This window comes from Pseudomonas sp. NFPP24 (assembly GCF_900112095.1).
Taxonomy (GTDB): Bacteria; Pseudomonadota; Gammaproteobacteria; order Pseudomonadales; family Pseudomonadaceae; genus Aquipseudomonas; species Aquipseudomonas extremorientalis.
Genome location: NZ_FOKD01000004.1, coordinates 275671 through 292078 on the forward strand (window position 1 = coordinate 275671; position 16408 = coordinate 292078).

Below are 16408 nucleotides of genomic sequence, written 5' to 3' on the forward strand. Positions count from 1 at the left end.
GACTCGCGTTAAACTGCGCGGGTTTTCAAGCCCCCCATTCTCCGGAGCCTTACATGTCCCGCGTTACCTTGAGTCGCTATTTGATCGAGCAGACCCGCAGCAACAACACGCCTGCCGATCTGCGCTTCCTTATCGAAGTGGTGGCGCGTGCTTGCAAGGAAATCAGCCACGCCGTTTCCAAAGGCGCACTGGGTGGTGTCCTGGGCAGCATGGGCACTGAAAACGTGCAGGGCGAAGTGCAGAAGAAGCTCGACGTCCTGTCCAACGAAATCCTGCTCGAAGCCAACGAATGGGGCGGTCACCTGGCCGGCATGGCGTCCGAAGAAATGGACAATGCCTACCAGATCCCCGGCAAATACCCGAAAGGCGCGTACCTGTTGGTGTTCGACCCACTGGACGGTTCGTCCAACATCGATATCAACGCACCGGTCGGCACCATCTTCTCGGTACTGCGTTGCCCGAATGAATACCTGAGCCAGAACGAAGCGCTGAACGAAAAAGCCTTCCTGCAGCCAGGCACCGAGCAGGTCGCTGCCGGCTACGCGATCTACGGCCCGCAGACCATGCTGGTGCTGACCCTGGGTGACGGCGTCAAGGGCTTCACCCTGGACCGTGAAATGGGCAGCTTCGTACTGACCCACGAAGACATCTCCATTCCTGGGTCGACCCAGGAATTTGCGATCAACATGTCCAACCAGCGCCACTGGGAAGAGCCGGTGAAGCGCTACGTCAACGAGTTGATGGAAGGTGAGGAAGGCCCGTTGAAGAAAAACTTCAACATGCGCTGGGTGGCCGCGATGGTCGCCGACGTGCACCGCATCCTGACCCGTGGTGGCCTGTTCATGTACCCACGCGACAGCCGCGAGCCGTCCAAGCCGGGCAAACTGCGCCTGATGTACGAAGCCAACCCGATGTCGTTCCTGGTTGAGCAGGCGGGCGGCGCGTCCACCGACGGCCATCAGCGCATCCTCGACATTCAGCCGGAAGGCCTGCACCAGCGTGTGGCGGTGTTCCTGGGGTCGAAGGAAGAAGTCGAGCGCGTGACGGCTTACCACAAGAAGTAAGCTGCGGCGACAAGTGACTGGTGTTGTTGTGAGCCGGTTCACCGTTGAAGAAGCCCCGAAACGTTTCAGCGTTTTTGGGGCTTTTTTGTTTTCGCTCATCGGGAACCAGACACCTCTTTTCCCTTCTAAGCTTCTGGCAGATACCCACGCTGCTTCGTCCCTCCAGGAGTGTTTCCATGTCGTTACGCCGTTTCGCTTTGCTGGCTTTTTGCGTGCTGTTGGCCGCTTGCAGCAAGGTCAACCAAGAAAACTATCAAAAATTGTCGGCTGGCATGGCCAAGGCTGAGGTGGAGTCGTTGCTGGGCAAGCCGACCGATTGTTCCGGCGCACTGGGCATGTCCAGTTGTAGCTGGGGCGATAAAAACAGCTTTATCAGCGTTCAATATGCCGGTGACAAGGTTCTGATGTTTTCCGGGCAAGGCCTGAAGTAAACCGGGGCGCAAGCCTGCGGGAGAAGAAGAATGATGCGTTTTGTTTTGTTCCTTTGTGCCAGCCTGTTTTTGGCGGGCTGTGCCAGCCATTCTGGCGATGATCTGCAACCCAAGACAGCGAGCAACGTCAACCTCAAGCGCTACCAGGGCACCTGGTATGAGTTGGCCCGATTGCCGATGTACTTCCAGCGCAACTGTGCGCAGTCCGAAGCCCGCTACACCCTGTTGCCCGACGGCGACATGTCGGTGTTCAACCGCTGCCTGACGACCGAATGGAAGTGGGAGGAAGCCAAGGGTACCGCCACCCCGCAAGTGCCGGGCAAGACCGACAAGCTCTGGGTGGAATTCAACAACTGGTTCACCTCGCTGCTGCCGGGCGTCGCCAAGGGCGACTACTGGGTGCTGTATGTCAGCGATGACTACAAAACCGCCATTGTCGGCAGCCCGAGCCGGCGCTACATGTGGATCCTTTCGCGCACGCCAACGGTCAATGCGGACACCCGCGAAGACCTGCTGAGCAGGGCGCGACAGCAGGGGTATGACACCACACGGTTGATCTGGCGTACGTCGGACAAGCAGATGGCGAAGACTTCGCAATAACTCTGGATCACCACCGATCCAATTGTGGGAGGGGGCTTGCCCCCGATTGCAGTGTGTCAGTCAGCACATCTGACTCTGATACATCGCTATCGGGGGCAAGCCCCCTGCCACCGTTTTTAACCGAGTAAATCCCTCAAGACCTGTGTGAACGCTCGGCTGCTTTCTTCTTCGCCGGCATGATGCCCATCACGCACCACCCACTTTCCATTCACCAGCACATCCCGCACCTGCCGATCACCGCCGGCAAACAACCAGCGATTCAGAATCCCGTCCTCGGTCGCCGTGGCCAGGTACGGATCATTACCGTCCAGCACAATCCAATCCGCACGTTTGCCCACTTCCAATCGGCCAATTGGCTGCCCCAGCGCCTGGGCACCACCGTCCAGCGCGGCATCGAACAGCGTGCGCCCAACCATCGGCTGGTCACTGCGATACAAGCGGTTACGCCGTTGATCACGCAGGCGCTGGCCGTATTCCAGCCAGCGCAATTCTTCCACCACGCTCAGTGACACATGGCTGTCGGAGCCGATACCCAGGCGTCCGCCCTGGACGAGGAAGTCCACCGCCGGGAAAATCCCATCACCCAGGTTGGCCTCGGTGGTCAGGCACAAACCGGCAATCGCCCGGCTCTTGGCCATGCGCGTCACCTCATCGGCGTCGGCATGGGTGGCGTGCACCAGGCACCAGCGTTCATCGACGTCGACATTGTCATACAGCCATTGCAGTGGGCGTTTGCCGCTCCAGGCCAGGCAGTCGTCGACTTCCTTCTGCTGCTCGGCAATGTGGATATGCACCGGGCACGCCTTGTCGCTGGCGGCCAGCACTTCGTTGATTTGTTGCGGTGTGACGGCGCGTAGCGAGTGAAAACACAGGCCCAGTTGCTGTGCGGGTTGCGCGGCCAGAATTGGCTGCAGACGCGCTTGCAGCTCCAGATAATTTTCAGTGCTGTTGATAAAGCGCCGCTGGCCTTCATTGGGCGCCTGGCCGCCAAACCCAGAGTGGGTGTAGAGCACCGGCAACAACGTCAGGCCAATCCCGCTGCTGGCCGCCGCCTGGCTGATCTGCCGCGACAATTGTGTGCGATCGGCATAGGGCTGGCCGCTGACGTCATGGTGCACGTAGTGAAACTCGGCCACCGAGGTATAGCCGGCCTTGAGCATCTCGATATACAGCTGGCGCGCGATGACCTGGAGTTGGTCCGGGTCGATCTTGCCGACCATGCGGTACATCAGGTCGCGCCAGGTCCAGAAACTGTCATTCGGGTTGCCGGCCACCTCGGCCAAGCCGGCCATGGCACGCTGGAATGCGTGAGAATGCAAGTTCGGCATACCCGCCAAGACCGGCCCTCTCAGCCGTTCGGCCCCCTCTGCGCTGGCATTGGCCTCAACGTTGGTCAGCAGGCCATCGGCGCTGACTTCAAGACGTACATCATTGGCCCATCCATCAGGCAGCAGCGCGCGTTCGGCGAAGAAAGCGGACATGATCAAGGCACCCCGGTCGTGTGTTTATTTGTATATACATATACAGACGTTTGCCTGCTCGGTAAACTCCGGCAATCTATGCATCTTTTTCCTCTGCAAGGATTCCCCGTGCCGACTCCGCCCGCCAACTCTTCGCTGGCTGCCCACATGGACGAAAGTCCGGCGCCCTTGTATGCCCGCGTCAAACAGATGATCAGCCAGCAGATCCTCAACGGCAACTGGCCGCCCCATTACCGCGTGCCATCGGAGAGCGAGTTGGTCAGCCAACTGGGTTTCAGTCGCATGACCATCAACCGCGCCCTGCGCGAACTCACCGCCGAAGGGTTGCTGGTGCGCATGCAAGGCGTCGGCACGTTTGTCGCCGAACCCAAGAGCCAGTCGGCGCTGTTCGAGGTGCACAACATCGCCGATGAGATCGCCTCCCGCGGTCACCGGCATACCTGCCAGGTCATCACCCTGGGTGAAGAGGCCGCCGGTTCCGAGCGCGCCGTTGCCTTGGAGATGCGTGAAGGCGGGCGGGTGTTCCATTCATTGATCGTGCACTTCGAAAACGATATTCCCGTGCAAATCGAAGACCGCTTCGTCAATGCCCTGGTCGCGCCGGAATACCTGCAGCAGGATTTCACCCAGCAAACGCCTTACGCCTACCTGAACCAAGTGGCGCCACTGACCGAAGGCGAGCATGTGGTCGAAGCCATCCTCGCCGATGCGGCCGAATGCAAACTGCTGCAGATCGAGCCCAGTGAGCCGTGCCTGTTGATCCGCCGACGCACCTGGTCGGGTCGCCAGCCGGTGACCGCTGCGCGTTTGATCCACCCCGGTTCCCGTCACAGCCTGGAAGGACGTTTCAGTAAATGAGTAGCGTAAAAGTCTGGCGCGCCGCTGAGTACGTACGCATGCCGTGGAAAAACGGCGGCGGCAGCACTGAAGAAATCACCCGTGATGCAGGTACAGGGCTGGATGGCTTTGGCTGGCGCTTGTCGATTGCGGATATCGCTGAATCCGGCGGTTTCTCCACCTTTGCCGGCTATCAGCGCGCGATCACCGTAATCAAGGGCGCCGGCATGGTCTTGACCGTGGACGGCGAGGAGCAGCGCGGGTTGCTGCCGCTGCAAGCTTTTGCGTTCAAGGGTGACAGCCAGGTGTCATGCCGTTTGATCACCGGGCCGATCCGCGACTTCAACCTGATCTATTCGCCCCAGCGTTACCACGCACGGCTGCAATGGATCGATGGCGAACAGCGCTTCTTCAGCACGGCGCAGACAGTGCTGGTGTTCAGTGTCGCGGATGAAGTGAAGGTGCTGGACCAAAAGCTAGGCCATCACGACTGCCTGCAAGTGGACGGTAACACTGGCCTGCTGGAGGTTGCCGTGAGCGGTCGCTGTTGTGTTATCGAACTGAGCAACAGCTGAGCGCTTGTATGACCGGCGCTCAGCCAGCGTGGGGAGATGGGTTTACTTAACGCACATCAGTTGAAAGCCCATCGAAGAATCGCCCGCGGGTTTGTTGTCTCCCACTTTCAGCGTTAAAACGTTGACGTAGTTGATCGCCGGGACGCTCCCCAACTTGGCGTGGCCGTAGAAGATGTGATCATTGGAGCTGACGTCCGTCACCGACACGGTGCAAAACCGTGGCGCGTCCTTGAACACTCCCGGCACAAACCTGACTTTGTAATCGGAGAAGTAATCAGGTTGGGCGGTGAGTTTCACGTCCTTGATCCACTTGGGTGACTGCGCAGTAATTTTTCCTGTTTTATCAAGGGTCGCAGTAAAGGTGTCGGCAATGGCCTGGACTGAAGCCATGCTTGTCGCCATGAGTACGATAAAGATGCCTGCCCGTTTTAGAGTGGTCACGATAAGTCTTCCATGGTGTTGGGTGTGTGAAAGCCGACTCTAAACCACTGAATATACAAAAAAATCCGTTTTTACTGGGCTACAGATAACTCAGAAAAATCGTCGTTGGGACGCGCCTTTTACCTGGCAGGCCAGGCGCGCCATTTCACTGCTACGCATGCCCACCCTCGATTCCCAACCGTGCGCACCATTTTGTTACCGAATGCCCCAATGCGGCGCAATGCTGCATTGGGGTGACAAACCCCTCTCCCGGGAAGAAACGTCTGCAAGAAATTTCATCAAGCCTCAAAGCCTCAATTTCCAAGGCTTGCACACCCCTTCACAAAAAATCCCGACAACGCCTTTCTAAAGTTGGCCGCTTGATTGCATATGCTTGTATGTACAAGTAAAGATGTGTGCGTAAGACTCTCCTTCGCACCATCCATGTTCGCGCATCATGCCGAGGAGTCCAGTCGTGACCGATTTTTCTAAAGCCAGGCCTACAAAATACCGTGACGTCGAAATCCGTGCCGCCCACGGTAACAAGCTCACCGCCAAAAGCTGGCTGACTGAAGCGCCGCTGCGCATGCTGATGAACAACCTCGATCCACAAGTGGCCGAGAACCCGAAAGAGCTGGTGGTGTATGGCGGTATTGGCCGCGCAGCACGCAACTGGGAGTGCTACGACCAGATCGTCGAGAGCCTCACCCACCTGAATGACGACGAAACCCTGCTGGTGCAATCCGGCAAGCCGGTCGGCGTGTTCAAGACCCACAGCAATGCACCGCGTGTACTGATCGCCAACTCCAACCTGGTGCCGCACTGGGCCAGTTGGGAGCACTTCAACGAACTGGATGCCAAGGGCCTGGCCATGTACGGCCAGATGACCGCCGGCAGCTGGATCTACATCGGCAGCCAGGGCATCGTCCAGGGCACCTACGAAACCTTCGTCGAAGCCGGTCGCCAGCATTACAACAGTGACCTCAAAGGCCGTTGGGTACTGACTGCCGGCCTCGGCGGCATGGGCGGCGCCCAGCCGCTGGCGGCCACTCTGGCTGGCGCCTGCTCGCTGAACATCGAGTGCCAGCAGGTCAGCATCGATTTCCGCCTGAACAGCCGTTATGTCGACGAACAAGCCACCGACCTCGACGACGCCCTGGCACGCATCGCCAAATACACCAAGGAAGGCAAGGCTATCTCCATCGCCCTGCTGGGCAACGCCGCCGAAATCCTGCCGGAACTGGTCAAGCGTGGCGTGCGCCCGGACATGGTCACCGACCAGACCAGCGCCCACGACCCTCTCAACGGTTACCTGCCCGCTGGCTGGACCTGGGACGAATACCGCGCCCGCGCCAAGACCGAGCCCGCCGCCGTGATCAAGGCCGCCAAGCAGTCGATGGCCGTGCACGTCAAAGCCATGCTGGAATTCCAGAAGCAAGGCATCCCGACTTTCGACTACGGCAACAACATCCGCCAGATGGCCCAGGAAGAGGGCGTGGAAAACGCCTTCGATTTCCCGGGTTTCGTCCCGGCCTATATCCGCCCGCTGTTCTGCCGTGGCATCGGCCCGTTCCGCTGGGCGGCGCTGTCCGGTGACCCGCAGGACATCTACAAGACCGACGCCAAAGTCAAAGAGCTGATCCCGGACGACGCGCACCTGCACAACTGGCTGGACATGGCCCGCGAACGCATCAGCTTCCAGGGCCTGCCGGCACGTATCTGCTGGGTTGGCCTGGGCCAGCGCGCCAAGCTCGGCCTGGCGTTCAACGAAATGGTGCGCAGCGGCGAGTTGTCGGCACCGGTGGTGATCGGTCGTGACCACCTCGATTCCGGCTCGGTCGCAAGCCCGAACCGCGAAACCGAAGCCATGCAGGACGGTTCCGACGCCGTGTCCGACTGGCCGCTGCTCAACGCTCTGCTCAACACCGCGAGCGGCGCGACCTGGGTGTCGCTGCACCACGGTGGTGGTGTGGGCATGGGCTTCTCCCAGCACTCCGGCATGGTCATCGTCTGCGACGGTACCGATGAAGCGGCTGAGCGGATTGCCCGTGTGCTGCACAACGACCCGGCCACCGGGGTGATGCGCCACGCAGACGCCGGTTACCAGATCGCGATCGATTGCGCCAAGGAGCAGGGCTTGAACCTGCCGATGATCAAGTAAGCCAGCACCACCCTGAAACAATCCATCAGAGGTTGAACCGACATGGCTGCAAATGACACCACCCCGTTGATCGAAAGGCGTTCGATCGACTACATCCCGGAAGCGGAAAGACACGGTCGTCTGTTCAGCCAGTTCACCCTGTGGATGGGCGCCAACCTGCAGATCACCGCGATTGTCACCGGAGCCCTGGCCGTGGTGCTGGGCGGTGATGTGTTCTGGTCGTTGATCGGTCTGTTGATCGGCCAACTGATCGGCGGTGGGGTCATGGCGTTGCATGCGGCGCAAGGGCCCAAGCTGGGCCTGCCACAGATGATCTCCAGCCGGGTGCAGTTCGGTGTGTATGGCGCGGCGATTCCGATCGTACTGGTGTGCCTGATGTACCTGGGTTTCACCGCCACTGGCACCGTGCTTTCGGGGCAGGCGCTGGGCCAGTTGTTCGGGGTCAGCGACAGCGTGGGCATCCTGATTTTCGCCAGCGTGATCGTGTTGGTCACGGTGCTCGGCTACCGGGTGATCCATTTCATTGGCCGCGTCGCCAGCGTCATTGGCGTGGTCGCCTTTGTCTACCTGTTCAGCCGGCTGGTGAGCCAGACCGATGTGGGCGCACTCCTGCAAATCCGCCACTTCAGCTGGAGCAGTTTCCTGCTGGCGGTATCGCTCGCGGCCTCCTGGCAGATTGCCTTCGGCCCGTACGTGGCGGACTACTCGCGTTACCTGCCAAGCAAGACGTCATCGGTGAAAACCTTTTTCGCCGCCGGCGCCGGTTCGGTGGTGGGCGCGCAGGTGGCCATGGTGCTGGGCGTGTTTGCCGCGGCCATGTCCAACGGTCAGTTCGCCGGGCATGAAGTGGCGTACATCGTGGGCTTGAGTGGCACGGGTGCTACCGCTGCGTTGCTGTACTTCAGCATCGCGTTCGGCAAGGTCACCATCTCGACGCTGAACTCCTACGGCAGCTTCATGTGCATCGCGACCATCATCAGCGGCTTTCGTGGTCGCCTGGAGGTCACGCGCCTGCAGCGCCTGGTGTTCGTGCTGGCGATTGTCGGCACGGCGACCCTGATCGCATTGCTCGGCCAGCACTCGTTCCTGGGGGCGTTCAAGTCCTTCATCCTGTTCCTGCTGGCGTTCTTCACGCCCTGGAGCGCGATCAACCTGGTGGACTACTACTGCATCACCCGCGAGCGCTATGACGTACCGGCGCTGGCCGACCCGAACGGTCGCTATGGCCGCTGGAACCTGCTGGGAATCAGCGTCTACGTGTTCGGCGTGCTGGTGCAGTTGCCGTTCATCTCCACCAAGTTCTACACAGGTCCCTTGGTGGCTGCGCTGGGTGATGTGGATATCTCCTGGATCATCGGCCTGGTACTGCCCGCAGCGCTGTATTACCTGTGTGCGAAAAAATGGCACGGCACCGTGCCCGATCAACTGATCCTGCCAACAGAGCAGGGCGCTATACCCACAACAAACGGGCTGGCTGCACAGGCCTGATGGGACGTGGACAGGGCAGGATGCCTACTGACTGCCGTAATCCATTTCAAGATTGGGAGCGTCACAACAATGAAAATGCATAAGACCCTGATGGCTACCTTGCTCTCTGCGGGCTTGCTGGCCAGCGCTGGCGCCCAGGCAGCCGGTTGGTGCGAATCCGGCAAACCGGTGAAATTCGCCGGGCTGAACTGGGAGAGCGGCATGTTGCTCACTGACATCCTGCAAACCGTGCTGGAAAAAGGCTACGACTGCAAAACCGACAGCCTGCCGGGCAACTCCATCACCATGGAAAACGCCCTGAGCAGCAATGACATCCAGGTGTTCGCCGAAGAGTGGGTCGGCCGCAGCGAGGTCTGGAACAAGGCCGAGAAGGCCGGCAAAGTCGTCGGCGTCGGTGCCCCTGTAGTGGGCGCTATCGAAGGCTGGTACGTGCCGCGCTATGTGATCGAAGGCGACGCCAAGCGCAAGCTGGAACCCAAGGCCCCGGACCTGAAAAACATCGCCGACCTGGCCAAGTACGCCTCGGTGTTCAAGGACCAGGAAGAGCCCTCCAAGGGTCGTTTCTACAACTGCCCGGCCGGCTGGACCTGCGAGCTGGACAACAGCGAGATGCTGAAAAGCTATGGGCTGGAAAGCACCTACACCAACTTCCGCCCCGGCACCGGCCCGGCGCTGGATGCGGCGGTGCTGTCGAGCTACAAGCGTGGCGAGCCGATCCTGTTCTACTACTGGTCGCCCACGCCGCTGATGGGCCAGGTCGATTTGGTCAAGCTGGAAGAAAAACCCGGCGTGGATAAAAGCGTGAGCATCAAGGTCGGCCTGTCCAAGACCTTCCACGAGCAAGCCCCTGAATTGGTGGCCGTGCTGGAAAAGGTCAACCTGCCCATCGACCTGCTGAACCAGAACCTGGGCCGCATGGCCAAGGAGCGAATTGAGTCGCCAAAACTGGCGAAAATTTTCCTCAAGGAACATCCTGAAGTCTGGCACGCCTGGGTGAGCGACGACGCAGCCAAGAAAATCGACGCGGCCTTGTAGGTCAAGCGTGCCCGGCTACCCTGAGGGGCTGGCCGGGCGCCTGGCCACAACCCACTGGATCGAGAGCACGATATGTTTCCTGAGAGTTTTACGTTTTCCATCGCCGACTGGGTCAACGGTTGGGTGGACTCACTGGTCACCAACTACGGCGATGTGTTCCGGCACATCTCCGACACCCTGCTGTGGGCCATCGTCAACCTGGAAGGCTTGCTGCGCGCAGCGCCCTGGTGGCTGATGCTGGCCATCGTCGGCGCCGTCGCCTGGCACGCGACCCGCAAGGTGGTGACCACGGCGGTGATCGTCGGCCTGCTGTTCCTGGTGGGCGCGGTTGGCCTGTGGGACAAGCTGATGCAGACCCTGGCCCTGATGATGGTCGCTACGGTGATCTCGGTGCTGATCGGCATTCCGCTGGGCATCCTGTCGGCGCGCAGCAATCGCTTGCGTTCGGTATTGATGCCGCTGCTGGACATCATGCAGACCATGCCGAGCTTCGTGTACCTGATCCCGGTGCTGATGCTGTTCGGCCTGGGCAAGGTCCCGGCGATTTTCGCCACGGTGATCTACGCCGCGCCACCGCTGATTCGCCTCACCGACCTGGGCATTCGCCAGGTCGACGGTGAAGTCATGGAAGCCATCAACGCCTTCGGTGCCAACCGCTGGCAGCAACTGTTCGGTGTGCAACTGCCGCTGGCGTTGCCGAGCATCATGGCCGGTATCAACCAGACCACCATGATGGCGCTGTCGATGGTGGTGATCGCCTCGATGATCGGCGCCCGTGGCTTGGGTGAAGACGTACTCGTCGGCATCCAGACCCTCAACGTCGGGCGTGGCCTTGAAGCTGGCCTGGCCATCGTGATTCTCGCAGTGGTCATCGACCGCATTACCCAGGCCTATGGTCGTCCACGGCATGAGGCGAGCAAATGACTACTGTCAGCAAAATCGAAGTCAAAAACGTCTTCAAGATCTTCGGCGCGCGTTCCAAGGATGCGCTGTCGTTGATCGGCCAGGGCAAGACCAAGGACCAGGTGCTGGCCGAGACCGGCTGCGTGGTCGGTGTGAACGACCTGTCCCTGAGCATCGGCACCGGTGAGATCTTTGTGATCATGGGGCTGTCGGGTTCCGGCAAGTCCACACTGGTGCGTCACTTCAACCGCCTGATCGACCCCACCAGCGGCGCGATCCTGGTGGACGGCGAAGACATCCTGCAACTGGACATAGAAGCCCTGCGCCAATTCCGTCGGCACAAGATCAGCATGGTGTTCCAGAGCTTCGGCCTGCTGCCCCACAAGAGCGTGCTCGACAACGTCGCCTATGGCCTGAAGGTGCGTGGCGAAACCAAGCAGGTCTGCGCCGAGCGCGCGTTGCAGTGGATCGAAACCGTGGGCCTCAAGGGCTACGAAAACAAATACCCGCACCAGCTCTCCGGCGGCATGCGCCAGCGTGTCGGCCTGGCCCGCGCCTTGGCGGCCGACACCGACATCATCCTGATGGACGAAGCCTTCAGCGCACTCGACCCGCTGATCCGCGCCGAGATGCAGGACCAGTTGCTGGAACTGCAAAAGACCCTGCACAAGACCATCGTGTTCATCACCCACGACCTCGACGAGGCCGTGCGTATCGGCAACCGCATTGCGATCCTCAAGGACGGCAAGCTGATCCAGGTCGGCACGCCTCGGGAGATCCTGCATTCGCCGGCGGATGAGTATGTGGATCGGTTTGTCCAGCGGCGGGCGGCGGTGGTCTGATCTGGATGTGTTGGTGAGGCTGATGGCCTCATCGGGGGGCAAGCCCCCTCCCACAGGGGAGTGCATTCCAAATGTGGGAGGGGGCTTGCCCCCGATAAGGCCGGTAAGGCTGCACAAGAATTGAAGAGAGTATGAACATGCCCCAGGCAACAAAAGTCATCATCGCCGACACCCCGCTGCGCTGGCAGGACGTGGTCGCCGTCGCCCGCCACGGCGCCGTGCTCGAACTCTCGGGCCAGGCCTGGGCGCGCATCGACAATGCCCAGGCCATCGTGCAGCGCATCGTCACCAGCGGTGAGCGCGCCTATGGCGTGAACACCGGCCTGGGCGCGCTGTGCAATGTGTCGCTCAAGGGCGAGCAACTCAGCCAACTGTCGCGCAACACCTTGCTCAGCCACGCCTGTGGCGTCGGCCCGGTGCTGAGCGACGAGCAGACCCGCGCGATCATCTGCGCCGCCATCATCAACTACAGTCACGGCAAATCCGGCCTGCATCCGCAGGTGGTGCATTCGCTGCTGGCGCTGCTCAACCACGGCATCACGCCGCAAGTGCCATCCCAGGGCTCGGTGGGTTACCTGACCCATATGGCCCATGTTGGTGTGGCTGTGCTGGGCGTGGGTAACGTGAGTTACCAAGGTCGGGTCGTTCCGGCTCAAGACGCATTGAGCGCGGAAGGCCTGCGGCCGGTGGCGCTCGGCGCCAAGGACGGCCTGTGCCTGGTCAACGGCACGCCGTGCATGACCGGCCTGAGCTGCCTGGCCTTGGCCGACGCCCATCACTTGCTGCAATGGGCTGACGTGATCGGCGCCATGAGTTTCGAAGCCCAGCGTGGGCAGATCGATGCCTTCGATGAAGAAATCATCGCGCTCAAGCCGCACCCGGGCATGCAGCACGTGGGGACCCATCTGCGCGCCTTGCTCGATGGCAGTGAAGTGATCGCCAGCAGCAAAGGCATCCGTACCCAGGACGCCCTGAGCATTCGCTCGATCCCGCAGATCCACGGCGCGGCCCGCGACCAGGTAGAGCACGCCACCCGTCAGATCGAGACCGAACTCAACAGCGCCACCGATAACCCGCTGGTGCTCGGCACGCCGGAACACTACCGCGTGGTGTCCCAGGCCAACCCGCACGGCCAGTCCGTGGCGTTGGCGGCGGACATGCTGGCGATCGCCATGGCCGAAATCGGTTCGGTGGCCGAACGTCGCCTGGACCGCCTGATCAATCCGCACGTCAGCGGCTTGCCGGCGTTCCTGGTCAGCAACCCCGGGGTCAACTCCGGGATGATGATCGTGCAGTACGTCGCCGCCTCCCTGTGCGGGCAAAACCGTCAACTGGCGCAACCTGCGGTGCTCGACAACTTCGTCACCTCGGGCCTGCAGGAAGACCACCTGAGCATGGGCACCAATGCCGCGCTCAAGCTGCACCAGGTGCTGGCCAACGTGACCCAGATTCTCGCCATCGAATACTTGTTGGCGGCCCAGGCGTTCGAGTTTCTCAAGGAACAACGTTTCGGCGCCGGCACCGACCGTGCCTGGCGGTTGTTGCGTGAAGTCGTCCCGGCCTATGAACAGGACCGCTGGCTGGCGCCGGACATTGCCGCCGCCGCTCAGCTGCTGAAAAACACCGATTTACCGAATGTGCACTTTTAAAAGAACAATTCAGAAGGAGTATGAATGTGACTGCGCTAAACCTGATTCCAGGCCAACTGAGCCTTGCCCAGCTGCGAGCCATCTACCAGCAGCCGGTAACCCTCAGTCTGGATCACAGCGCTACGGCGCAGATCGACGCCAGTGTGGCCTGCGTGGAGCAGATTCTCGCCGAGAACCGCACCGCCTACGGCATCAACACCGGTTTCGGCCTGCTGGCCTCGACCCGCATCGCCAGCGAAGACCTGGAAAACCTCCAGCGTTCCCTGGTGCTGTCCCACGCCGCCGGCGTCGGTGAGCCGATCAGCGATGCGCTGGTGCGGCTGGTCATGGTGCTCAAGGTCAACAGTCTGAGCCGTGGGTTCTCCGGCATCCGCCGCCAGGTGATTGACGCGCTGATCGCGCTGATCAACGCCGAGGTATACCCGCATATTCCGCTGAAAGGTTCGGTGGGTGCCTCCGGCGACCTGGCGCCGTTGGCGCACATGTCCCTGGTGCTGCTGGGCGAAGGCAAGGCACGCTACAAAGGCGAGTGGCTGGAAGCGATCGACGCGCTGAAAGTCGCCGGCCTCACGCCGCTGACCCTTGCCGCCAAAGAAGGCCTGGCGTTGCTCAACGGCACGCAGGTGTCGACGGCCTATGCACTGCGTGGCCTGTTCGAAGGTGAAGACCTGTTCGCCGGCGCCCTGGCCTGCGGCGGCCTCACCGTGGAAGCGGTGCTGGGTTCGCGTTCGCCGTTCGACGCGCGTATCCACGCGGCTCGCGGCCAGCGCGGCCAGATCGACGCGGCAGCGGCCTACCGCGACTTGCTCGGCGAAAGCAGCCAGGTGTCCCAGTCGCACCAGAACTGCGACAAGGTGCAAGACCCGTACTCGCTGCGCTGCCAGCCACAAGTCATGGGCGCCTGCCTGACCCAGTTCCGCCAGGCCGCTGAAGTGCTGGTGGTCGAGGCCAATGCCGTGTCGGACAACCCACTGGTGTTTGCCGCTGAAGGCGACGTGATTTCCGGTGGCAACTTCCACGCCGAACCGGTGGCCATGGCGGCCGACAACATGGCGCTGGCCATCGCCGAAATCGGCTCCCTGAGTGAGCGCCGTATCTCGTTGATGATGGACAAGCACATGTCGCAACTGCCGCCGTTCCTGGTGGGCAATGGCGGTGTGAACTCCGGTTTCATGATCGCCCAGGTGACCGCTGCCGCGCTCGCCAGCGAGAACAAGGCGTTGTCTCATCCCCATAGCGTCGATAGCCTGCCGACCTCCGCCAACCAGGAAGACCACGTGTCGATGGCCCCGGCTGCGGGCAAACGCCTGTGGGAAATGGCTGAGAACACCCGTGGCATTCTCGCGGTTGAGTGGCTGGCCGCGTGCCAGGGCCTGGACCTGCGTGAAGGCCTGAAAACTTCGCCGAAGCTGGAAAAGGCGCGTGGCATCCTGCGCGCCAAAGTGGGCTTCTATGACAAGGACCGCTTCTTCGCCCCGGACATCAATGCCGCCAGCGAACTGCTCGCCACTCGCTGCCTCAACGAGCTGCTGCCAGCTCGGTTGCTGCCGAGCCTGTAACTGCGCACGCGATCCAATGTGGGAGCTGTCGAGCCCCAGCGAGGCTGCGAAGACGGCAGCACTGGCGATGGAGATGTTGAGCCTGAACCACCGCTTTCGCAGGCAAGCCACCCACAGGGATTAGTTTCACCGACCACAGACGGAGGCGTTGATGAAAACGCTATGGCAACACTGCCACATTGCAACCATGGCCCAGGGCAAATACTCGATCATCGAGGATGCCGCCCTGGTCACCGCCGGTTCGCTCATCGAGTGGGTCGGCCCGCGCAGTCAAGTCCCTGCGGCGGATTACGCCCAGGTGCATGACCTGCGTGGCGCATGGGTCACCCCCGGGCTGATCGACTGCCACACCCACACGGTGTTCGGCGGTAACCGCAGCGGCGAATTCGAGCAGCGTCTCGAAGGCGTGAGCTACGCCGAGATCGCGGCCAAGGGCGGCGGTATTGCCAGTACGGTACGCGCCACTCGCGCCGCAACCGAAGATGAGCTGTTTGCCAGTGCTGAAAAACGCCTGCGCAGTCTGCTACGGGACGGTGTCACCACCGTGGAGATCAAGTCCGGCTACGGCCTGGACCTGGCCAACGAACGCAAGATGCTGCGTGTGGCCCGTCGCCTCGGTGAAGCCCTGCCGGTCAGCGTGCGCGCCACATGCCTGGCGGCCCACGCGTTGCCGCCGGAGTACAAGGACCGCGCCGACGATTACATCGAGCACATCTGCGCCGAGATGCTGCCGGCCCTGGCCGCGGAAGGGCTGGTGGACGCGGTGGATGCGTTCTGTGAATACCTGGCGTTTTCCACCGAGCAGGTGGAGCGGGTGTTCAAGGTCGCCCAGCAACTGGGCTTGCCGGTGAAGCTGCACGCCGAGCAGCTTTCGTCGCTGCACGGCTCCAGCCTGGCCGCGCGTTACCAGGCGCTGTCGGCGGATCACCTGGAGTTCATGACCGAAGCAGACGCCATCGCCATGGCCGCCTCCGGCACCGTCGCGGTGTTGCTGCCGGGCGCGTTCTACTTCCTGCGCGAAACCCAGTTGCCGCCGATGGACGCCCTGCGCAAACACGGCGTGAAGATCGCCATCGCCAGCGACCTCAACCCCGGCACCTCGCCAGCGCTGTCGGTGCGCCTGATGCTGAACATGGCCTGCACCCTGTTCCGCATGACCCCGGAAGAAGCCCTGGCCGGTGCCACGCAACATGCGGCTACCGCATTAGGCATGGGCGACACCCACGGCTCCCTGGAAGTGGGCAAGGTCGCGGATTTTGTCGCCTGGCAAATCGATCGCCCCGCCGACCTCGCCTACTGGTTGGGTGGCGAGCTGGATAAACGCGTCGTGCGCCATGGCGTCGACGTCACTGTGTGAGGAGTA

The 16408-nt window shown here is 61.5% G+C and carries 15 protein-coding genes; 13 read left to right on the top strand and 2 right to left on the bottom strand.

What is annotated here, in order from left to right; genetic code table 11:
- Window positions 1-53: 53 nt before the first annotated feature.
- The 3 genes from BM026_RS10750 (at window position 54) to BM026_RS10760 (ending at window position 2095) form a co-directional block, all read left to right on the top strand.
- Complete coding sequence (locus tag BM026_RS10750) at window positions 54-1064, top strand: class 1 fructose-bisphosphatase (protein ID WP_092246301.1); 1011 nt, start codon at window positions 54-56, stop codon at window positions 1062-1064.
- A 176-nt stretch (window positions 1065-1240) separates the two neighbouring features.
- Window positions 1241-1495 carry a hypothetical protein gene (locus BM026_RS10755; protein WP_093528476.1) on the top strand — a complete coding sequence of 85 codons (255 nt, stop codon included), beginning with the start codon at window positions 1241-1243 and terminating at the stop codon, window positions 1493-1495.
- A gap of 30 nt (window positions 1496-1525) precedes the next feature.
- Window positions 1526-2095 (top strand): lipocalin family protein, encoded by a 570-nt coding sequence (locus tag BM026_RS10760; protein ID WP_058423714.1) that lies wholly within the window; start codon window positions 1526-1528, stop codon window positions 2093-2095.
- Between the two features lie 116 nt (window positions 2096-2211).
- Here the strand turns inward: BM026_RS10760 and BM026_RS10765 are convergent, their stop codons facing one another.
- Entirely contained in the window at window positions 2212-3576 is a 1365-nt protein-coding gene (locus BM026_RS10765; protein WP_093121432.1) for a formimidoylglutamate deiminase, read from the bottom strand.
- A 147-nt stretch (window positions 3577-3723) separates the two neighbouring features.
- Between BM026_RS10765 and hutC the strand changes: the two genes are divergently transcribed.
- Together hutC and BM026_RS10775 are read left to right on the top strand one after the other, a co-directional pair.
- Window positions 3724-4434 carry a histidine utilization repressor gene (gene hutC / locus BM026_RS10770; RefSeq protein ID WP_173668614.1) on the top strand — a complete coding sequence of 237 codons (711 nt, stop codon included), beginning with the start codon at window positions 3724-3726 and terminating at the stop codon, window positions 4432-4434.
- The gene (locus BM026_RS10775; protein ID WP_093528479.1) at window positions 4431-4988 is read left to right on the top strand and encodes a HutD/Ves family protein; all 558 of its coding nucleotides are present in this window, start codon (window positions 4431-4433) and stop codon (window positions 4986-4988) included. Before hutC ends, BM026_RS10775 begins: the two co-directional genes overlap by 4 nt.
- 42 nt (window positions 4989-5030) lie before the next feature.
- Here the strand turns inward: BM026_RS10775 and BM026_RS10780 are convergent, their stop codons facing one another.
- Complete coding sequence (locus BM026_RS10780) at window positions 5031-5429, bottom strand: hypothetical protein (protein WP_092246313.1); 399 nt, start codon at window positions 5427-5429, stop codon at window positions 5031-5033.
- A 436-nt stretch (window positions 5430-5865) separates the two neighbouring features.
- Between BM026_RS10780 and hutU the strand changes: the two genes are divergently transcribed.
- The 8 genes from hutU to hutI all read left to right on the top strand — a co-directional run bounded on the left by hutU (window position 5866) and on the right by hutI (window position 16402).
- The gene (hutU, locus tag BM026_RS10785) at window positions 5866-7569 is read left to right on the top strand and encodes a urocanate hydratase (protein ID WP_071492409.1); all 1704 of its coding nucleotides are present in this window, start codon (window positions 5866-5868) and stop codon (window positions 7567-7569) included.
- A 42-nt stretch (window positions 7570-7611) separates the two neighbouring features.
- Window positions 7612-9057 carry a purine-cytosine permease family protein gene (locus BM026_RS10790; RefSeq protein ID WP_092246316.1) on the top strand — a complete coding sequence of 482 codons (1446 nt, stop codon included), beginning with the start codon at window positions 7612-7614 and terminating at the stop codon, window positions 9055-9057.
- A 69-nt stretch (window positions 9058-9126) separates the two neighbouring features.
- Window positions 9127-10092, top strand: coding sequence for an ABC transporter substrate-binding protein (locus tag BM026_RS10795; RefSeq protein ID WP_071492407.1), 966 nt, complete (start codon window positions 9127-9129; stop codon window positions 10090-10092).
- Between the two features lie 72 nt (window positions 10093-10164).
- Window positions 10165-11016 carry an ABC transporter permease gene (locus BM026_RS10800; RefSeq protein WP_012721776.1) on the top strand — a complete coding sequence of 284 codons (852 nt, stop codon included), beginning with the start codon at window positions 10165-10167 and terminating at the stop codon, window positions 11014-11016.
- A complete protein-coding gene (locus BM026_RS10805; RefSeq protein ID WP_093528482.1) occupies window positions 11013-11837 on the top strand; it encodes a quaternary amine ABC transporter ATP-binding protein in 825 nt (274 codons plus the stop codon). The genes BM026_RS10800 and BM026_RS10805 overlap by 4 nt, the downstream gene beginning before the upstream one ends.
- Before the next feature lie 137 nt (window positions 11838-11974).
- A complete protein-coding gene (gene hutH, locus BM026_RS10810; protein WP_093121939.1) occupies window positions 11975-13486 on the top strand; it encodes a histidine ammonia-lyase in 1512 nt (503 codons plus the stop codon).
- A 20-nt stretch (window positions 13487-13506) separates the two neighbouring features.
- Window positions 13507-15045, top strand: a complete 1539-nt coding sequence (gene hutH / locus BM026_RS10815; RefSeq protein ID WP_093528485.1) for a histidine ammonia-lyase — start codon at window positions 13507-13509, stop codon at window positions 15043-15045.
- 151 nt (window positions 15046-15196) lie between these two features.
- Window positions 15197-16402 carry an imidazolonepropionase gene (hutI, locus tag BM026_RS10820; protein WP_092246322.1) on the top strand — a complete coding sequence of 402 codons (1206 nt, stop codon included), beginning with the start codon at window positions 15197-15199 and terminating at the stop codon, window positions 16400-16402.
- The last annotated feature ends 6 nt before the right edge of the window (window positions 16403-16408 follow it).